General features: G+C 51.1%; 25 protein-coding genes and 2 pseudogenes. 10 read left to right on the top strand and 17 right to left on the bottom strand.

All coding sequences use genetic code 11. The features are described 5' to 3' along the window. Window positions 1–116 precede the first annotated feature (116 nt). The 4 genes from MUA00_RS05220 to MUA00_RS05205 are packed head-to-tail and all read left to right on the top strand — an operon-like array spanning window position 117 to window position 2,106. A complete protein-coding gene (locus tag MUA00_RS05220) occupies window positions 117–515 on the top strand; it encodes a hypothetical protein (RefSeq protein ID WP_271121974.1) in 399 nt (132 codons plus the stop codon). Continuing rightward, window positions 508–996 (top strand): hypothetical protein, encoded by a 489-nt coding sequence (locus tag MUA00_RS05215; RefSeq protein WP_271121975.1) that lies wholly within the window; start codon window positions 508–510, stop codon window positions 994–996. The genes MUA00_RS05220 and MUA00_RS05215 overlap by 8 nt, the downstream gene beginning before the upstream one ends. 13 nt (window positions 997–1,009) lie before the next feature. Beyond that, window positions 1,010–1,204, top strand: a complete 195-nt coding sequence (locus MUA00_RS05210; RefSeq protein ID WP_271121976.1) for a hypothetical protein — start codon at window positions 1,010–1,012, stop codon at window positions 1,202–1,204. A gap of 47 nt (window positions 1,205–1,251) precedes the next feature. Continuing rightward, window positions 1,252–2,106: a tyrosine-type recombinase/integrase gene (locus MUA00_RS05205; protein WP_271121977.1), complete on the top strand. Its 855-nt coding sequence runs from the start codon at window positions 1,252–1,254 to the stop codon at window positions 2,104–2,106. Window positions 2,107–2,243: 137 nt separating this feature from the next. Here the strand turns inward: MUA00_RS05205 and MUA00_RS05200 are convergent, their stop codons facing one another. The 4 genes from MUA00_RS05200 to MUA00_RS05185 are packed head-to-tail and all read right to left on the bottom strand — an operon-like array spanning window position 2,244 to window position 4,418. Then, window positions 2,244–2,858, bottom strand: a complete 615-nt coding sequence (locus tag MUA00_RS05200) for a hypothetical protein (protein ID WP_271121978.1) — start codon at window positions 2,856–2,858, stop codon at window positions 2,244–2,246. A gap of 11 nt (window positions 2,859–2,869) precedes the next feature. Next, window positions 2,870–3,859 carry a DUF968 domain-containing protein gene (locus MUA00_RS05195; RefSeq protein WP_271121979.1) on the bottom strand — a complete coding sequence of 330 codons (990 nt, stop codon included), beginning with the start codon at window positions 3,857–3,859 and terminating at the stop codon, window positions 2,870–2,872. After that, window positions 3,844–4,215, bottom strand: a complete 372-nt coding sequence (locus tag MUA00_RS05190; protein ID WP_271121980.1) for a RusA family crossover junction endodeoxyribonuclease — start codon at window positions 4,213–4,215, stop codon at window positions 3,844–3,846. The genes MUA00_RS05195 and MUA00_RS05190 overlap by 16 nt, the downstream gene beginning before the upstream one ends. A 2-nt stretch (window positions 4,216–4,217) precedes the next feature. Beyond that, complete coding sequence (locus MUA00_RS05185; RefSeq protein WP_271121981.1) at window positions 4,218–4,418, bottom strand: hypothetical protein; 201 nt, start codon at window positions 4,416–4,418, stop codon at window positions 4,218–4,220. Between MUA00_RS05185 and MUA00_RS05180 the strand changes: the two genes are divergently transcribed. Next, the gene (locus MUA00_RS05180) at window positions 4,410–4,556 is read left to right on the top strand and encodes a hypothetical protein (protein WP_271121982.1); all 147 of its coding nucleotides are present in this window, start codon (window positions 4,410–4,412) and stop codon (window positions 4,554–4,556) included. The two genes, MUA00_RS05185 and MUA00_RS05180, sit on opposite strands and share 9 nt — an antisense overlap. Before the next feature lie 290 nt (window positions 4,557–4,846). On the opposite strand, the gene MUA00_RS05175 is transcribed toward MUA00_RS05180, so the two are convergent. The 13 genes and pseudogenes from MUA00_RS05175 to MUA00_RS05115 form a co-directional block, all read right to left on the bottom strand. Further along, window positions 4,847–5,086, bottom strand: a complete 240-nt coding sequence (locus tag MUA00_RS05175; RefSeq protein WP_271121983.1) for a DinI-like family protein — start codon at window positions 5,084–5,086, stop codon at window positions 4,847–4,849. A 150-nt stretch (window positions 5,087–5,236) separates the two neighbouring features. Beyond that, complete coding sequence (locus MUA00_RS05170) at window positions 5,237–5,479, bottom strand: hypothetical protein (RefSeq protein ID WP_271121984.1); 243 nt, start codon at window positions 5,477–5,479, stop codon at window positions 5,237–5,239. A gap of 233 nt (window positions 5,480–5,712) precedes the next feature. Further along, complete coding sequence (locus MUA00_RS05165) at window positions 5,713–7,692, bottom strand: DNA cytosine methyltransferase (RefSeq protein ID WP_271121985.1); 1,980 nt, start codon at window positions 7,690–7,692, stop codon at window positions 5,713–5,715. After that, window positions 7,689–7,946, bottom strand: a complete 258-nt coding sequence (locus tag MUA00_RS05160; protein WP_271122070.1) for a hypothetical protein — start codon at window positions 7,944–7,946, stop codon at window positions 7,689–7,691. The genes MUA00_RS05165 and MUA00_RS05160 overlap by 4 nt, the downstream gene beginning before the upstream one ends. Before the next feature lie 70 nt (window positions 7,947–8,016). Next, a complete protein-coding gene (locus MUA00_RS05155) occupies window positions 8,017–8,385 on the bottom strand; it encodes a hypothetical protein (RefSeq protein WP_271121986.1) in 369 nt (122 codons plus the stop codon). Window positions 8,386–8,395: 10 nt separating this feature from the next. Beyond that, window positions 8,396–8,728, bottom strand: a pseudogene (locus MUA00_RS05150) (DUF550 domain-containing protein); the annotation flags it as partial. Continuing rightward, a complete protein-coding gene (locus MUA00_RS05145; protein ID WP_271121987.1) occupies window positions 8,721–9,215 on the bottom strand; it encodes a hypothetical protein in 495 nt (164 codons plus the stop codon). The gene MUA00_RS05145 and the pseudogene MUA00_RS05150, both read right to left, overlap by 8 nt. Then, window positions 9,212–9,691, bottom strand: coding sequence for a hypothetical protein (locus MUA00_RS05140; RefSeq protein WP_271121988.1), 480 nt, complete (start codon window positions 9,689–9,691; stop codon window positions 9,212–9,214). Before MUA00_RS05140 ends, MUA00_RS05145 begins: the two co-directional genes overlap by 4 nt. Continuing rightward, complete coding sequence (locus tag MUA00_RS05135) at window positions 9,688–9,990, bottom strand: hypothetical protein (RefSeq protein ID WP_271121989.1); 303 nt, start codon at window positions 9,988–9,990, stop codon at window positions 9,688–9,690. The genes MUA00_RS05140 and MUA00_RS05135 overlap by 4 nt, the downstream gene beginning before the upstream one ends. Before the next feature lie 36 nt (window positions 9,991–10,026). Then, window positions 10,027–10,488, bottom strand: a complete 462-nt coding sequence (locus MUA00_RS05130) for a replication protein P (RefSeq protein WP_271121990.1) — start codon at window positions 10,486–10,488, stop codon at window positions 10,027–10,029. Further along, window positions 10,466–11,443 (bottom strand): YdaU family protein, encoded by a 978-nt coding sequence (locus tag MUA00_RS05125; protein WP_271121991.1) that lies wholly within the window; start codon window positions 11,441–11,443, stop codon window positions 10,466–10,468. Before MUA00_RS05125 ends, MUA00_RS05130 begins: the two co-directional genes overlap by 23 nt. Window positions 11,444–11,498: 55 nt before the next feature. Further along, a complete protein-coding gene (locus tag MUA00_RS05120) occupies window positions 11,499–12,053 on the bottom strand; it encodes a toxin YdaT family protein (protein ID WP_271121992.1) in 555 nt (184 codons plus the stop codon). A gap of 2 nt (window positions 12,054–12,055) precedes the next feature. Next, the gene (locus tag MUA00_RS05115) at window positions 12,056–12,271 is read right to left on the bottom strand and encodes a helix-turn-helix transcriptional regulator (RefSeq protein ID WP_271121993.1); all 216 of its coding nucleotides are present in this window, start codon (window positions 12,269–12,271) and stop codon (window positions 12,056–12,058) included. A gap of 105 nt (window positions 12,272–12,376) precedes the next feature. Here MUA00_RS05115 and MUA00_RS05110 point away from each other — a divergent pair, with 105 nt between their 5' ends. From MUA00_RS05110 to MUA00_RS05090, 5 genes and pseudogenes are all read left to right on the top strand, one after another. Next, window positions 12,377–12,757: a helix-turn-helix domain-containing protein gene (locus MUA00_RS05110; RefSeq protein ID WP_271121994.1), complete on the top strand. Its 381-nt coding sequence runs from the start codon at window positions 12,377–12,379 to the stop codon at window positions 12,755–12,757. A 297-nt stretch (window positions 12,758–13,054) separates the two neighbouring features. Beyond that, complete coding sequence (locus MUA00_RS05105) at window positions 13,055–13,243, top strand: hypothetical protein (protein WP_271121995.1); 189 nt, start codon at window positions 13,055–13,057, stop codon at window positions 13,241–13,243. 10 nt (window positions 13,244–13,253) lie between these two features. Beyond that, window positions 13,254–13,394, top strand: a pseudogene (locus tag MUA00_RS05100) (hypothetical protein); the annotation flags it as partial. A 44-nt stretch (window positions 13,395–13,438) separates the two neighbouring features. Further along, window positions 13,439–13,783 carry an RrF2 family transcriptional regulator gene (locus MUA00_RS05095; RefSeq protein WP_271130460.1) on the top strand — a complete coding sequence of 115 codons (345 nt, stop codon included), beginning with the start codon at window positions 13,439–13,441 and terminating at the stop codon, window positions 13,781–13,783. Window positions 13,784–13,924: 141 nt separating this feature from the next. Continuing rightward, complete coding sequence (locus MUA00_RS05090; protein WP_271121997.1) at window positions 13,925–16,027, top strand: exonuclease; 2,103 nt, start codon at window positions 13,925–13,927, stop codon at window positions 16,025–16,027. Window positions 16,028–16,037: the final 10 nt, after the last annotated feature.

Here is a 16,037-nt window from a genome sequence, read left to right as displayed (position 1 = left end):
CATGCGGCAGCCTTGCTAATTTGTGATAAACATCTCTTGTTCCGAATTTCGGAACATTGTATTATTGTATTCAAGGGAGGTGAGATAGCTCACTCCAACAGTCAAAGGACTTTAAAATGAAAACTTCTAAATTTAATTATCAGCGCATTACTACCGACGCATGGAAACAAGCCGACTACGCAGCCAGTATTCATGGCGGTAAAAAATCAGAATACTTTGCTTACTGCCTCCGCCTTCAATGGGCTCGCGCTAAAGGGATAATGAGCGGCACGGCTAAGCAAAAATTATATGCCGCCGACCTATGCTCAAAAGTCATCAATGATATTATCGACATGATGGAATACGCGGAAAAGCAGGGTGTTACCGGGTATGCGCCTGTTGCACATTCCACAATTGAGGCTATCGATTTTTACCGCGGTTATGCCGGTACTTTAATCGACACACTTAAAGATTTGCCATCGCTTTCAAAAAGAAAAACCCTGGACGACATTATCAAGGCCCTCAAAAATGACTAAAGAAGAATTCCGCAATATTTGCCAGGCAGCGTATGGCTCTAACTTTACGAGCGACGTAGCAAAGGCGCTTAACGTTTCTGATCGCACAATAAGGTACTGGCTCGAAGGCAGCCGCTCATTGCCAGAAAATATAGACATAGAACTGGTTGCCCTGCTCGGCGATCGTGTCAGAACGGTAGATTCTTCCCTAGCGAGCATGGCTAAAATGAATTCTGAAATAAGAATTGCCGAGCTTATCGCTCTGTATGAATCAGAATGCGATGCAGGCAGTGCCCAGGGTAAAACCGCGCAGGCTGCCCTTAAAGCAATTCAGGCATCCCTACAATATCGCGGCCGTGATTACTGCACTTTGACCTTGGCCCGTTACGGAAGTAAGCGCTCTATCGAGTATATTCGCCGGGGCCTGGTAGATAATCACAGCATCAACAGCGATGGCGAGATTATCGGACCTGACGGAAAAATTGTTCCACGTTATTGTTGATATGGGGTTAATTATGAAGCCCGATAAAGAATTCGATCCAGCCGTTGGGCACGAGGCCGCAATGATTGAGGAATTGCGCGCCGATCCGGCGTATGCCGAAATTTTTCTGCAAACCGCGGTTGATGAAATACACGAAGAAGGAGGAGTGCAGGCATTTTTCATTGCACTACGACGCGTGATTTTAGCCGGTCTTGATTCTCAACACTGATCTCCATACTGCCGTACAGGCAGATCTTAAACTAAAGGAGATTTGAAATGAAAAACTGGCTCACTCGCTATGAAGCAATTGTTAATTTTCGGCACCAGCGCGGAGAAATAAAGCTCAAAACCCTTTCTGACTATCAGCGGCTCATCAGCTTTTGCTCAGATGTCTGGGGGAGCAGGCTCCTTACAAGCATCACCGTTTCAGAAATCACCGAAGCTATTCACTCAAAAGCTATCGAAACACCTCATTCTGCGCGTCGCCTGCGTATAAATTTATCGAACCTCTTCATCGAGGCACAGAGAGAATCGTTCGTTCCACTCGGCCACAACCCCGCACTGGTTTCAAAATTTCCCAGAACCAGCGTTAAGACAGTTCGGCTATCGCTGGATGAGTGGCTTCGAATATTCCGCTGCGCAAAATATCGTGCACCAGAATATTTCCAGAACGCAATGTTGCTGGCCCTGATCACTGCTCAGCGCCCTTCCGATATTGTGAAAATGAAAAAACTCGATATAAAAGATGGTTTCCTGCATATCGAACAGGCAAAAACCGGAGAGAAAATAGCGCTGCCACTTTCCCTTAAGCTTGATGCTATTTCGACATCCCTTTCCGAGGTCGTTGACATGTGCAGCAGTTCGGGACCACTTCTGCAATGTGCACGCAGAAAAAGAGTAAACACATGGTCTATTTCCAGATGGTTCAAAATCTGCAGGGAGCAGGCAGGAATAAGTATTGAGGAAGACCGCACCCCGCCCCCCTTTCGTGAACAACGTTCGTTAGCTGAGCGGTTATATCGCGCTCAGGGTATAGACACGCGAACTCTTCTTGGACACAAGTATCAGCAGATGACAGATCAGTACAACGACACTCGGGGTAAAGAGTATCGAAAATTATTGCTGCCTTGATATACCAAAAACAAAAACCCGCCGTAGCGGGTTCTTGTTTTTAAATATATGTGAGCTTTTCGACGCTGCCATCGTGGCGCAGCTCTGCCAAGCATGAAGGGATTATTTACTTTTCTGGGTAAATTTCAAGTCTTTTATTAAGAATTATCCGGGTCAGGGAGATTCTTAACGGATAGAAAAACCTTCGCTCTAAATATCTGCAAACACCATTTCACCCGTTCACGCGCTTTATCTGCTGTCAGCCAGGGTGCCGCTTGCTGTAACTCTCGCGCAATATCAGAAATTTTTGCGCGCGTGGTGTAATAGTTCACACCGATCATGTAAACCGGGTCGTCTGATTTAAACGTCTGCAAAACAGCTTTTTCAACCAGATCCGCATCGTCCCGCCAGCCCGCCTCGGCAATCATGTCGCTAAGCGTGACAGACCACAAAATCGTATGCGCCCGGCGCACCGCCTCCCTGCCCTTGTAACCCTCTTTTCGCGCCTGCTCTATCGCACCTGTGATGCGAGAAAGCTGGCTGTCTGACCATTTATCTTCTTTTGCTTTTAATATAAAGCGGTTGCAGTTTTCCAGACGATACTGGGCGCTTGTTTTACCGCCAACACATTCCCCCCAGGTAGTGAGTAATGATTTAATCCACGCAGACTGAATAGTATTGAGTGGCGTGAATCGGCCCAGATAACTTTTACGTGGTGCAACTGCTAAGCGTTCTACCGCAGTTCGGTGAGCTCTACGTTGACGAGGTGTCATGACTTTTTTCCTTATGCCAGCACGCCGATAGCGAGCGAACGGTCTAATGTCTTCAGCACCAGCTCTGGCTGCGTGCCGTATTTATTTTCAAATGCCACAGTGTCTGCGTGTAACTCATCGTGATGCTTTCTGCACAAAGGGATCACGAATAAGTCATGCGCTTTTGTCGCCATACCGCCCATGCCGAGTCCGGTTATATGATGCGGGTCGTCTGCCGGTTGGCCGCAGCATGCGCACGTCTGCTGCTTTACCCAGCGTGTGTATTTCTCGCTTGTCCAGCGGCGGCGTTTCGGGCGCAGCATGAAGGATTCAGGGGTTTCCGGGTCAACCTTTAGCGCCAGCACGCGCTTAGCTTTTTCCTGCACGATGCTGGTGGCAGGCAACTCCGGTGTAGCGTCCGATTCGCGGGTCACTGAGCGCACCACCACCTGTGGCATACGCAGCGCACGCCTGGCCATGCCCTCCGGCAGAGCGTCAACCACTTCAAGCTTCGTTGCCCACCAGCAAAGTTCCGGCAGTGTCAGCACGTGGCTTTCATCAAAACCAAACGAGATTCGAGCCGTATCGATAATCCACGCTGACACGTTCGCCCGGACCATATTCACCAGTTGCTCGGTATAGTGACCATCCAGCCTGGTGTCGCAGTGCCAGCACAGCTTTAAAGCGCCGTTATGAAGCCGGGCCGTTTTCAGTTCGTGATGGTGATAATCGGAGTGCGACCACTGGCAGCCGCAGGGCTGGCGCATCAGCCAGGATTCAAGCGTGTTAATGCCACCAGCGGCGCTGATGACCTTTTCATTGTCGAAAAATCCGAGTAATGCATCATCGTCCGCCAGGGTTTGCCGCGCCGCCGGCAGCTCGCCGGATGGCAACTCTGTCATGTACTCCGGCGCACGGTCGATAAGAACGCGGTCATAGAACAGCGGCAGTAGTTCGGCGCCCGGGCGAAACATAACAATGCCCAGCTCACGGACAACAACCGGTCTTAGTAAAGCTCGCATTTAGCGCACTCCCGAATAATGATTTGCCCGATTTCACCCCAGACCTTTGTTACACGGCCATCCCAGACGTGGCTGTCCTCATCGAACACGGCGTCCAGCAGCGCTTTTTCAAGATTATCTTTGTCCGGCTTTGCCTGGTGCGGCTGGCCGTCGAACTGCTGGCGCTTCTTCTTACTCCAGCTTTTTGGCATCGGAATAACGAATGTGATGTGATATCCGGATTCGGGAAGTGTGACGCCAAGCAACCGAACCTGGTCTTTGTATGCCCAGTACGCGGTTGTGGCCGGGCGTTTGTGCCAGCGGTCGCGCTGCGTCATTCGGGGCTTGCCAATCGGTGTGATGTCGTAGATTTTCACGCTCACCCCCAGTATCGATTCTGGTATGTTCTGTCTACCCGTGGCGGGTTAGCAGATTCCGGCAGCAACGCGCTGACAGTCCAGGTTTTATAATCGGCAGAAAGGCTTTTCTCAGTCTTGATGTTTTTTGCGCCGTAGCGCTCCACCAGCTCGTTAGCCTGCTCTTCAGAAAGGTATGAGTGTTGGAACCAGCCTTGTTTCATGACGCACCTCGTCCGGATGCGGCATGCAAAAATTCACTGGCGCCGGAAAGCGTCAGAGAGGAGGTATTCTGGAAAGATTTTTGCGCCATGGTAGTCTCCGTGGCGCAGCAGGTGCAGGTTGTTCAGGCCTACGAATGAAGTGTATCAAAGCGGTGTGTAATTCTGTAGCCCGCTTTTTCAAGCATCTGAGTAAACAGTGTGGGCGTTCCAACAATGTCTTCCGGATGAAGGGGGACAAAGGATATCTCGTCACCACGACGATACATCAGGGCGCGGCATCCGTCCGGGAAACTCCCGAACTTCGCCACCACAGCATAATCGTGGCAGCGTATAACCGCGTAGCCTGTCTCTGGTAATTCTTCTTGTACTATCAAACTAACCCCCTTCAAGCCTGACTAATCCTGGATGAAACTGACCTGCTTATTTTTTTAATGAACCTCAAACCAGTCGTCCGCACTCTCCCAGGTTTCCTTAAGAATTTCCTCGACCAGTTTTTTATCGTCTTTTTCAACGCCAGTAACGGACAATCCATCAGAACCCGCCTGACGGACTATGATGTGGCAATCTTCGTAGCGTCGCGCCAGTCTTTTTTGCAGTTCTTCCTGCAGTGCGGGGATAGCGCCAGCGGGTAATTTTTTGGTTCTGTCGATCGTGACTTCAACTTTCATGGTTCCTCCTGAATCGCATCACTGTATGAATATACAGTTATTATTAACGCTATCTTTTACGAATGCAATTAAAAAGACCCCGAAGGGCCTTTGGTTTTGTTTTTTAATATTTTCAGCAGGTTATTAACTTCAATGTCTGCATTCGGAAGCCTACTTCTGACGATCACCCATTCCACTCAGCGCCGCTTTCACTTTTGTAGCGAAGTCCACTTCTCCTTGCTGCGGCGAATCCGGAAGAGGTAACTCACCCCGCGCTTCTAACACACTCAGAGCCAGCTTCATTGCCTCCAGAGCATTATTCGCATCATGATTCTGAACGCCGGGTATCGCATTGCACTCTTTTTCCAGATCTGCGATTGTCTGCAGTAGCCATTCTTTTGTTAGTGTGCTCATAATTTTCCTGTTGTTGGGCTGTGGCGAGTATGGCTTTGAATATAGCCTGTACCTGCTCGCGAGTGTCACAATCTCCATGTGATGTACCCCAGTTATTCAGTCCTGCTACCAGCATTTTTTCGAATGAACAAGAATAAAACAGAAGAAGATTGTTGATTTAGTTTAATTAAGTGAACGTTTCAAAAGTGATATGCACTCCCGCAAAGCACTTAAAAGCCCTAAAGGGGCTGGGATTATGCTGCGAACATATCGCACCGGCATAGCTCTGGCAGATTGGCCCGCACCAGCGCTTCGGCGAACGGTGGCGGCACCGCATTGCCGCAGCGGGCGACTTGCTTATCCTTCGCATACTTCACGCCGCGATAGTCCATGTTGATGATGTACCACTCCGGGAATCCCTGTGCGCGATAGAGTTCATGCGGCTGCAGCATGCGCATTCCGATATCAACGATTCGATACGTCACGCCGTCAATATCCACCAGCCCGGTACTATCCTCCCCGCAGTATTCCCGCAGGAACGCCAGCGCCTGCTCGGCGCGCTGTTCGTCGTAGGCTTCAACCGCCAGATGAGTTTCGATATTTCCAACGTGCAGGCCACCAGCAGTTAGGCCCGGCGACGGGGCATCAACTACACGCCCGTCTTTACAGGTACCGCGCAACATCACCAAATGTGATGTCAGCAGACCATGGTGATCCGTGGTGGTGACCGTGTGCGTCGGAGCATCCATCGCGGCGCCCGGCCCGCTATAGTTCCCGCCGAAGTGCTTAACCAGATTCGCGGCCACCAGCCCGAACTTACCACCGCCAGCGACCACGGTACCCAGCGGCTTATGCAGTCCAGGCACGCGCGGCTCTTGCCCCGGGCGTTCGCCGTAACCCATCTGGATCAATGTAGGCGTCACTAACTGCGATTTACCGCCACCGCCAGCCGTGACCGTCGCGCTCGGTTCATCAGCGCGATGCCCGATGCTGTTACCGAACTGCCGGGCGATAACCGGCGCTATGACGCAGGAATGATTAGTATTGACGAGTGTATGCATCGGCTGCTCCACACTACGCGGCTTTGCCGAATATTTCGGTCCACCAGCGCCAGCGATAAATGGCACCAGCGAAGCATTTACCATCCCCAGCGCGTGACCATTGCCGCCGGGCCGCACTGACGTACCAGCGGTTACTGTCGGTACTGGCTCCGTTACTTCCTGCCCGGTCGCGCCAGTACGGAACTTTGTAAGATGCGGTACCGCGATTGCGAAGCCGTGTGTTTTGGTAATCGTCTGCAGCGGCGTCGCCAGTTCCTGCCCCCTGAAACAATCATATTCGCTGCGGGTGCTGGTGTGATTGCACTTCACGATAAACGGTGATGCGCTGTCGATAACGAAACGCTGTATTCCACGCGCAATGCGTTTCAGCGTGTTTTCCGCCAGCGGGCGTTTGCGGTCGAAGATGGATGGGCAATCCAGCGACCAGTCGATGCATTCCGCTGCCGTTCGCCACGGTGCCAGCACGCCGGAAATAACATCTGCTGACTTCGGGTCTCCATGCGTTTTTTCCGGCCAGGTAATCGGCTGCCCGTCGCAGCGCATGACCATGAAAAATCTTTTGCGGATAGTCGGCGCGCCGTAGTCACATGCCCGCAGCTCACGGCAATCGACATCATAACCCAGCCCGGAAACCAGCCGCTGCGCCTGCACGCTTTCCGGTGACATAGCCAGAAACTCACAACATTCCGCCAGCGCCGGGTGATCTGCCGGAATGCCGGCAGTCAGCATGCCGACAAATGCCTGGAATGTTTCGCCGACGCGCGCCGGGTCCGGACGCATTTCAGCAGCCAGCAATGGCCCCCACGTTTTGAACTCTTCCACGTTCTCAAGCATCATCACGCGCGGCCGCACTGCGAGCGCCCAGCGAATGACGATCCACGCCAGACCGCGGATTTCCTTCTCAACAGGTTTTGCGCCTTTGGCTTTTGAAAAGTGCCGACAGTCCGGACTGAACCAGGCAAGACCTACCGGGCGGCCAGCGGTCGCTGCCAGGGGATTAACATCAAAGACCGATTCGCAATAATGCAGCGTGTCCGGGTGATTCGTTGTGTGCATAGCAACGGCATTCACATCGTGGTTAATCGCTATATCCACGCTCCGTCCTGTAGCCATCTCTATTCCTGTACTGGCCCCGCCGCCGCCGGCAAAGTTATCAACAATAATTTCTCTCACGCGTAGTTCTCCATTGCGGCGGCCAGCAAACGGGCAGCAGTGACAATTGACGGTACCGGCATTTCTTCAAGCCACATTCTGTTGATGTGGTGCTTCAGGCGGCGCTGGTGGTGCGCCGGCAGATTCCCGGCGCTTTCGATTTGCGAATAAACCATGCTTACTTCGGCGGGCCATACTGTTACCTGCACGTCCACCAGCAGGAGAGCCTCAAGCTCGACGATGCGACGAGTGGCGTACTGCAGCATTGCATCCATATCATTCATCCTTTTTTCCAGCACAGCACTAGCAAGAAGATAATCACAACTGCGTAGATGATTGATAACATCACTCGCCCTCCACCCGGGCGCCAGCAGCGCGTATCAGGTAAGAACGCAGTGATATACTGTCATCGAAGCGCTCTTTATTACCTGTTTCACAGTATCCCCATCCAGCGTTCATGCCGTCTATGTAGTTTCTGTCGCATGATATCTCCAGTTCTGCTAAGCGGGCCTCCATCTCAGTGTTACGGTCAGTAGCCGCAATTAGGGTTTCTTCCAGGTCGCGCGTCCATTTATCGGGGTTGGCGATACGCATCTGCGCCTGCTCCAGCACCGCTATCAGCGCGTTAGCTTCATCCTCTTTCAGCACCACAGTGTCAAAGCTTTCGGTCTGCCTTTTGATTCTGGCAATCAGCGCTTCTGTTCCCTTATTCATGGCTTGCTCCTTTGATGTGCAGACGTGGTTCGCCGTCTTTTGGCTCAGGCCACTGGCGAGACTTGTTCACAGCGAGCTTTTCAATCATCGCCAGGGTAATTTGCTCGTCTGTGATGCCAGCGCGGCGCTGGGCGTCCCAAAGCAGGAATTGCATATCGGCCCATTCAGACAAGTCGCCTGGTTCCGCCGCGGCTTCCAGCGCCTCTTTACTGAGATGCTTCAACGGGCCAACCGGCCCGACATTGCCAAAAGTAGCCTGCGACCACTCTGCGTGCTGCTGGCGAACCTGCTCGCGCAACGCATTTTCTTCACTTAACGGCTTCACCTCTGCTGTGTTAGTCATGCTGCATATCCTCCCGACGCTTTCTCAAAGCTTCTTTGTAGCTTGCCTTTGCCACTTTCTTTGTCTCGCACCAGTCGCCGGCTATATCAGTGCTGTAATCCCAGCAGCGTCGCAGCATGCGGTATTCATATTTGCCGGTCAGAAAGCCGGTTTCCCGATACTCAAATTCGGGGAGATTTATGCCAAGCCATTCAGCAAACGAGTGACCGTAATCAGCATGCAGATATTCGCCATATCGCGTCCGCTTCTTCGGATCTGGCAGGGCTGAAATCGCCAATGCTTCGCCTTTATCTGTAACGTGATAAAGAACTCCGCCACCAACAAAATCAGGTGCAGGCCGTGAGGTAGCGAAACCATGTGAAACCAGTTCCTGCCACTTCGAATCATCCGTATGCCCATCGCCAGCGAGGAAATAGTTGCGGTACGGTTCGCGGTTGCGCTCATTGATGCCAAGCGCGTGCTGCATAAGCTCGATGTTATTGCTCATACGGCAGCTCCTTTGCGCAGCTCGGCGGCGAACAACATAATCTCTTCAATGTCAGGGTGGATTTCATGTCCGCTGTTTGCTGTAGAGCAGAACGCAGCGAACATCTCCACGCCCTGCGCCTGAACCTCTGCAATAGCGGCGGCGGTGGTCGGGGTTTCCATGTTTCGGTAAGACGAAACGATATCGTCAGTTTCGCATGGCTCTTCATGGGAGCAGTTTGGGCATACAGCAATGCTATTTGCGTGTTGCTCGATAATTTCCTTCAACCCTGCATTCTCCGCTGCCAGTTGCTGATTGGCCTCCGCCAGCGCGTCACACTGCCTGGTCTTCTCACGCAGCGCCGCGGTCGTCACGTCAAGCCGATCAGCCGAAGTGCTAAGCATTTTCGCGATCTCAATAATCGCAGTGTCAGCGGTCATCACATCGCGGAATTCGCGGGTTGCTTTGATTATTTCGCTATTGCTCTGGTTGTTCATGCGCGCACCTCAGCGAGTAAGCGATTTAACAGGGCCATGTTGGGGCTCAATCCGAATACGGGCTGGTTTGTTTCTTTCGCTGCGGGGATCAGGTGATAGGTCATTTGTCCCTGTATGCCGCGATTCTCGATAATTCGGTCACGTTTAAGCAGAGCCAGGGCTGAACCGACGGTGACCGTTCTAAGTTTCAGCGCTTTGGCGATTTCGGTATGCGTGCAACCTTCGTGCTTGCGAATGTATGCTTCAACCATCTGGCGGCCAGTTGGTTTGGTTATCTTCTGACGCTTCTCAGTTTTCATGAAATAGTCCTTGGTCATTGGTCAAAACTCGATTGGTTAAATCTTTCCTGCAGCCTTTCGTCGTAAATACTCTTCGTGCAACTTCTGTGCTGGAGTCGGGGCGCCGGCTGCCGCTTTGGCCTCGATTTTTCTCCTGATAGGCGGGATTGAATACCCTGCCGCAACTTTCTTCTCCCACCTGGTCAACTTGAGAGCGGCCAGTTTGTCCATTTCCTGCTGCGACAGCTTTCGCTCAACGCATTCCCGGCGCATCTCAACGCAGATGTGATACAGAACCGGATGTTTCCAGGGGAACTCCTCTGAAGAACTGAATCTCCAGCCTTCGCTTTTCCAGCGCGCATACTCTGCTGTCACATCCGCCATGCTTAACCCAAACGTTCCTCCTGCACACTGGGAGGCCAGCGCTATAAATTCCGACAAGTCAGGCGGCCATGTATTACCCGCTGAGCATTGCTCAACCAGCCGCGAGCACACTTCACTCAGATGATTTGCCGTCATCCCGGAAACTTGCCTCACCCATAGCGTTGACGGACTCAATCCATTCTTCGTTACCCAGCGATTCCCATACACTTCCGCCAGCGTTTCCCATACCTTCCACGCGCTCTGTTCCGCCGTGCTGAGGTTGCTGCCGCTCCCTCCGCTCTCGCTCAGCGCGAACTGCGTTTGCTGCTGAACCGCCGGAACCTGAATTATTTTGCCCATTTGTCACCTGCCTGTTTCGTGGGGTGTCCTGGCACCTCTGGAGCCACGTTGTGATGAATTTTTTAATGCCGTTTGGCGTCTTGCGTTTGGCGGGGTTGCTTTCCAGCCAGCCAAACATATTGCGAAACTCCTGCTGAACATCGACAGCGGGGTACAGTTTGGATCTGCTGGTGAGGTACTCCAGCGTTACCGGATAAGCCATTCCACCGATCAGCGGCAGAGAAATAAAAATCTCTTCCGGCGGGATTGCCGCTCTTGTCTGGTGCTGATTTTTTTCAGCTCCGGACATAATGTTTTTATGTTTTATATCTGTATCTTTATCTGGATCTTTATTCGTTGGGTTCTCGTTGCCCTCTCGTTGTAACGGGGAATCAACGACCGTTGAACGACCGTTAGCGCCCCGTTGGGTTGGTGTTGTTTTTTTGGCTTTTCTCGCCATTGCAGACGCTTTTCCTGCTGCTGACTTTTGCTCAAGCGATGATCGGACGCCCTCAAGGTCACGTTCAATTCGTTCATGTACCCATTCGGTGCCGTTGTCGTTGAAAAACTCAGCCAACGAACTTTCAACGGAAATCCAACGGTCGTTACTGAGGCGAGCAATCTTCCCAAGACGGCTTTTGGGAATAGCCCGGCCCGTCTGCCAGTAATTGAACATGAGAAGCAGGTATGCACCGTGCTCTTCCGTTGACAGATGCATGGTGTCCGCCAGGTAATCAGCAATGTAAAGTTGCATGTAAGGCAGCGCGGCCATGTTTACTCCTGATGCCCGGTGGTGCTGGGCTTATTGGTCATTGATCAAAACTCGATTAAAACAACTGCTGTGTTACAGCACTAAGGCTCGCCAGTAGCGGTGCCACAGCTTCTGCGGGCAGCATGTTAAATAGAGAAACCGCCGCCTCGCGCACTTCTTTTTCCAGTTTTTGCAAGGGCGCACCGAGTAACTTTGCCTGATGTGCTTCGCTACATTCTTTGATTGCCTGAGCCACCAGCTCCGCTTCAGTCATCCCCTTTCGCAAACCATATTTTCGTGCGATCTCAATTGGCATGGCCTGTGCGATCGCCGGGGCAAGCTGCATCACATAGCTGTTGTATTTGTCCGAAGCAGTTTCATTTTTCAGATAGCGGAATAGGTTCTGCTTGTTTACTGTGATGCCCTTCCCTTGCATCTTCTCCCACTGCGCCGCAACTAGCTGAGCAATCCGCTCCTGAGCCTGACCCGGCAGAACCTGCTCCCACTCACGAACGGCGTTGTAAAATACCTGGCGCTTACCGTTATCGCGGCGACGGGGTTTAAACTGATTTTCTGTTTTCAGCGAAAATGTATTCCGCTGGTTATGATGTTCGACAGTTATTAAATGCACGGTTAAATCTCCTCTTGCTCGGGCGGGAAGATACTATCGAGCGTGCAATTGCTGCCTAATGAATTAAGTTTCTCCACGATTAGGCGGCAATCACTTAACGTAGGTTTACGAGAACCATTCTCGTAGTTAGAGATTCTCGACTGGCGCCAACCAAACAAGGAAGCTAACTGATCCTGAGTCAATCCAAGCGCCAGTCTTTCTTTTGCGATGTTGTTCATAAACCCCTCACAATGTCTGTTTGCGAAGATTAAACACGCGTCGTGTTAGAATGTCAACACATAACGTTTTTTGTGAGATAACACAGTACGTGGTAAAAAATGGTTATGAATACGAATGCGACGATTGCTGCTCGTCTGAAACAGGCGAGAGAACAAAAGGGAATATCCCAAAAGAAACTCGCTGATCTATGTGGGTGGGCTCAGTCACGCATAGGGAACTATGAATCAGGCAGCCGCAACATTGGCATAGATGATGCGGCGACTATTGCCAAGGCGCTTGGTATAAGCCCGGTAGAACTGGTCTTTGGTGAAAATATTACTGAATCTTGGCTCACCCCCAAACATCGAAAGCTACTAGCGCTGTACGATCAACTGCCGGAGGCGGAGCAAGACAGAATGTACGATTTGTTCCAGGTGCGTCTGAAAGAGATTGATGACTATGTAGAAAAATATCTTCGCGGGCGATACAAGCCAGCCGATGAATAACTCTTCCTTCTGCCTCTAAGCCAGCCAATGTGCTGGTTTTTTTTCGTCCCTTCCTCCCGAAAAAATAATCATAGAATAAATTTACTCGTCACCAACACAACACGTGTTGACACGTAAACACATTTTAGGGTTAACTATAAACACAAAACGCAGTAACGAGTCATCAAGGCAGGATGCCCACGAGAGTAGCTGCCGGCGGCATATGAAGCACCGGATGAGATGGCACAGTTTAACGCGCAGCAGGTTTAGTAACGTTCCGCCAGCCTGGCGATAAGGGCAAAACGACGAGAGATAACCATGGCCAAGAAACAATTTACAGTCGTGATCAGCGGCGATTCAGGTTACAGCACTTACCGCGTCAAGGCGCATGACTGGAAAGAGGCGGATTTTATCGCTGATGGCATGCACCGCAGATTAAACCCCGATGAAAATCCATCGGAAATAGGCACGGCCGCCGTTATCAAAGGCTGGCCTGAAGTTTGGTAAGGGGAAAGACATGATTGATTTCGCACGCAAACCAGCACGCTGCCAGGCAGTCCAGCTCAACCTCGTTGAGGTTCTGATTCGCAAGCTCTGCTATGTACTGGCCCAGAAGGGCGATCCGACTGCCGACCAACAGTCTGAAGTAAAGAAGTAATCGAGTTTTGACCAATGGCCAAACTGGCCAAAGCGAGGAATATCATGGAATTTGGAATGAAAAGAGTAATGGCTTCGGTGCAAGTTGTTGCAACCATGAATCGTATGTATACCGGCACACCTGTGCCGCTCACCGAACTGAGCAAAGAAACGAAGCTGTCTGTTTCTTACCTCGAGCAGATTTTCAAGAAGCTGCGCGCCGGGAAAATAGTTGTCTCGCAAAGAGGCCCGGGCGGCGGTTACAGCCTTTGTGATAAAGAAATTTCAGTATCGGAAGTTATTCGCGCGGTCAGCAAAATACCCACGAACAGCACTTTTGAACCTGTCCTGAATGCACTGAGTGGTGTTCTGGTGTCGCAGTTGCATAGCGGGAAAAGCCCCTCCCCATAAAGCACAAAACCCGCGCAAGGCGGGTTAAGTACCCGGTCAGCCGACCAAAGCTTTCCGGAATCGAGTTTTGACCAATGACCACTACCCAAGGCGGCAATCACTGGCTGCGGGTATCTTACAACCTTAAGGAACCCAAACGCAATGAACACATACGCGTATCTCATTAAAGCTAAAGCAAAAGCTACTGAAGCCAAAAGTCTCTTTTGCTGGCTCTCTGCAAAATCAGATTCCCGTGCCGAGCGAGAAATTTTGAATATTCTGGAAGATAACGGAATCGAAGTGGGTCGCGGTGCCGACCACCAGCTTCCTGTTCGTACAGATTGGCATGTTGTCGACGATTTGCCGGAAGAAGGTGTGCTGGATGACACCTGGTGCGAACGTTACCAACTGGCAGAGAACGGAACATCATGGCAGGCTATCTTGCAAACGCCGCCTGTTAGCGAGCCAGAAGAAAATATTGAAGCTACCGAACCAAACAATAATGCTGCAGAAAGCGTGTCTCCGCCACCAGCAGAGGATGAACTGGAGCACCCAGTCGCGCAGCTATCCTTCCGCAAAAAGCTGCTATCCCAATTCATCTGCCATGATATTACTCATCACGTAAACCATGCTCAGCGTATCCAGATAGCCGAACTGGAACTGGATCAGGACAACTATTATGTCCAGAACATGCTTCTGGCCGCCGAAAATACGCCTGAGGTTAAAAGCCTCTCGACGAACAGTATCTGGAAATTTACCGATGCGGTGAAAAAGGTTTTCCTGGTAGATTCCCGTCCTGAGCTGGGCTTGTTGATGCAGTTCATGAAAGCCTGGATGCAAACTCCACATATTGATCGCGGACTACTGGTTAAAGAGTGGGTCGCCGGCAACCGGATTTCCTCCGTAACTCCAATGATGAAAGCAGCACCTCCCCTTTCAGTGGTCGATGCCGTTCGCGAGGAAGCAGCCAGTGAAAAACTCAAAACCGAGACAGGTACAACTGCTGGCGGTGGACAACTGACTGACCGTGGCAGCGAATTTACTCACGACATGAAATCGCTGCAGTTAGATATTGCCCTTGGAGTTATTTCTCGATCTATGGATTTCGATATCTACAACCTTGAGGGAGGTGTTTACCGCAGGGCCAAAGAGATTCGAGACACCCGTCCTAACTCTCACGACGAATATCTTGCCTGGTTGGGCAGGCTGAATAAATGCGCTGGCATTCTGGACTACTCTCGCGCAGCCATCATTGCCATGATCAAAACCGCCCCAGATGAACTCTGGCGCACACCAGGTGCATTGCAGGGTTATATCAACTCAACCCTGGTTGAAACCAACCATGCAAACCCATCCGCTGAAACCGTAGCTATTGCTTGCGGCGCAGTGAAAACGGAACCCAAACAGCCTTCACCTGCAGCCTCTCCTGCAGAAGATCAGCTTGTGAAAATTTCCGCTGGCGTTTTCGACGCAAGCGCTCTGTTTAATGCCGCGCCAAAGAATGAAATCAACGAAGCAATTTCCCCAGCGGAGACCGCCGAAAATGTGCAGATGGAAGAAAATAACGGTGATGAAGCCGAAGCTGACAATGAAGTGCAAGTGGGCGAAACAGCAGATGACACAATTGAAAGCGGTGCTGGAATTGGTGAGCAGGCAGATCCCTTGAATAATGATACTGGTCATCAAATTGAAGAAAGCGAGTTTTACACGCATTTGATGGTAGATACGGAAACAATGGGATCTAATCCTGACGCACCGATTATTTCTATTGGCGCTGTATTCTTTGACCCGAATACGGGTCGGACAGGTTCAGAGTTTTACAAAGTCATAGGTCTTGAGTCGGCTATGGAATTTGGCGGTGTACCTGACGCCGGTACGATACTTTGGTGGATGAAGCAATCTTCAGAAGCGCGTTCAGCTCTACTCATTGATGATGCCATCCCGCTAGATGATGCACTTCTGCAGTTTAATGACTTTATCAGCGAAAATTCAGCCAATGGCCCTGGCACCGTCCAAATATGGGGCAACGGTGCTACATTCGATAACGTTTTACTTCGCCAGTCTTATCATCGCGCAAATATTCCATGCCTGTGGAAATTCCGGAACGACCGCGACGTGCGCACCATCGTAGAAATGGGAAAAGCCGTGGGCATCAATCCGCGCTATGAGATTCCATTTGAAGGGGATCAACATAACGCTCTGGCCGACGCTTATCACCAGGCCAAATATGTTTCAGCTATCTGGCAACGCCTTATCCAAAACTGATTTTCCTTTT

Source organism: Dryocola boscaweniae (assembly GCF_025215095.1).
In the GTDB taxonomy this organism is placed as follows: Bacteria; Pseudomonadota; Gammaproteobacteria; order Enterobacterales; family Enterobacteriaceae; genus Dryocola; species Dryocola boscaweniae.
The sequence above is the reverse complement of the archived record's forward strand: the minus strand, read 5'-3'. Positions and strand labels throughout refer to the sequence as shown.

Coding starts and splice junctions, on each gene's coding strand:
- MUA00_RS05220 (WP_271121974.1), top strand. CDS start 117: ATGAAAACTTCTAAATTTAATTATCAGCGCATTACTACCGACGCATGG.
- MUA00_RS05215 (WP_271121975.1), top strand. CDS start 508: ATGACTAAAGAAGAATTCCGCAATATTTGCCAGGCAGCGTATGGCTCT.
- MUA00_RS05210 (WP_271121976.1), top strand. CDS start 1,010: ATGAAGCCCGATAAAGAATTCGATCCAGCCGTTGGGCACGAGGCCGCA.
- MUA00_RS05205 (WP_271121977.1), top strand. CDS start 1,252: ATGAAAAACTGGCTCACTCGCTATGAAGCAATTGTTAATTTTCGGCAC.
- MUA00_RS05200 (WP_271121978.1), bottom strand. CDS start 2,858: ATGACACCTCGTCAACGTAGAGCTCACCGAACTGCGGTAGAACGCTTA.
- MUA00_RS05195 (WP_271121979.1), bottom strand. CDS start 3,859: ATGCGAGCTTTACTAAGACCGGTTGTTGTCCGTGAGCTGGGCATTGTT.
- MUA00_RS05185 (WP_271121981.1), bottom strand. CDS start 4,418: ATGAAACAAGGCTGGTTCCAACACTCATACCTTTCTGAAGAGCAGGCT.
- MUA00_RS05175 (WP_271121983.1), bottom strand. CDS start 5,086: ATGAAAGTTGAAGTCACGATCGACAGAACCAAAAAATTACCCGCTGGC.
- MUA00_RS05170 (WP_271121984.1), bottom strand. CDS start 5,479: ATGAGCACACTAACAAAAGAATGGCTACTGCAGACAATCGCAGATCTG.
- MUA00_RS05160 (WP_271122070.1), bottom strand. CDS start 7,946: ATGGATGCAATGCTGCAGTACGCCACTCGTCGCATCGTCGAGCTTGAG.
- MUA00_RS05155 (WP_271121986.1), bottom strand. CDS start 8,385: ATGAATAAGGGAACAGAAGCGCTGATTGCCAGAATCAAAAGGCAGACC.
- MUA00_RS05145 (WP_271121987.1), bottom strand. CDS start 9,215: ATGAGCAATAACATCGAGCTTATGCAGCACGCGCTTGGCATCAATGAG.
- MUA00_RS05140 (WP_271121988.1), bottom strand. CDS start 9,691: ATGAACAACCAGAGCAATAGCGAAATAATCAAAGCAACCCGCGAATTC.
- MUA00_RS05135 (WP_271121989.1), bottom strand. CDS start 9,990: ATGAAAACTGAGAAGCGTCAGAAGATAACCAAACCAACTGGCCGCCAG.
- MUA00_RS05130 (WP_271121990.1), bottom strand. CDS start 10,488: ATGACGGCAAATCATCTGAGTGAAGTGTGCTCGCGGCTGGTTGAGCAA.
- MUA00_RS05125 (WP_271121991.1), bottom strand. CDS start 11,443: ATGGCCGCGCTGCCTTACATGCAACTTTACATTGCTGATTACCTGGCG.
- MUA00_RS05115 (WP_271121993.1), bottom strand. CDS start 12,271: ATGAACAACATCGCAAAAGAAAGACTGGCGCTTGGATTGACTCAGGAT.
- MUA00_RS05110 (WP_271121994.1), top strand. CDS start 12,377: ATGAATACGAATGCGACGATTGCTGCTCGTCTGAAACAGGCGAGAGAA.
- MUA00_RS05105 (WP_271121995.1), top strand. CDS start 13,055: ATGGCCAAGAAACAATTTACAGTCGTGATCAGCGGCGATTCAGGTTAC.
- MUA00_RS05095 (WP_271130460.1), top strand. CDS start 13,439: ATGGAATTTGGAATGAAAAGAGTAATGGCTTCGGTGCAAGTTGTTGCA.
- MUA00_RS05090 (WP_271121997.1), top strand. CDS start 13,925: ATGAACACATACGCGTATCTCATTAAAGCTAAAGCAAAAGCTACTGAA.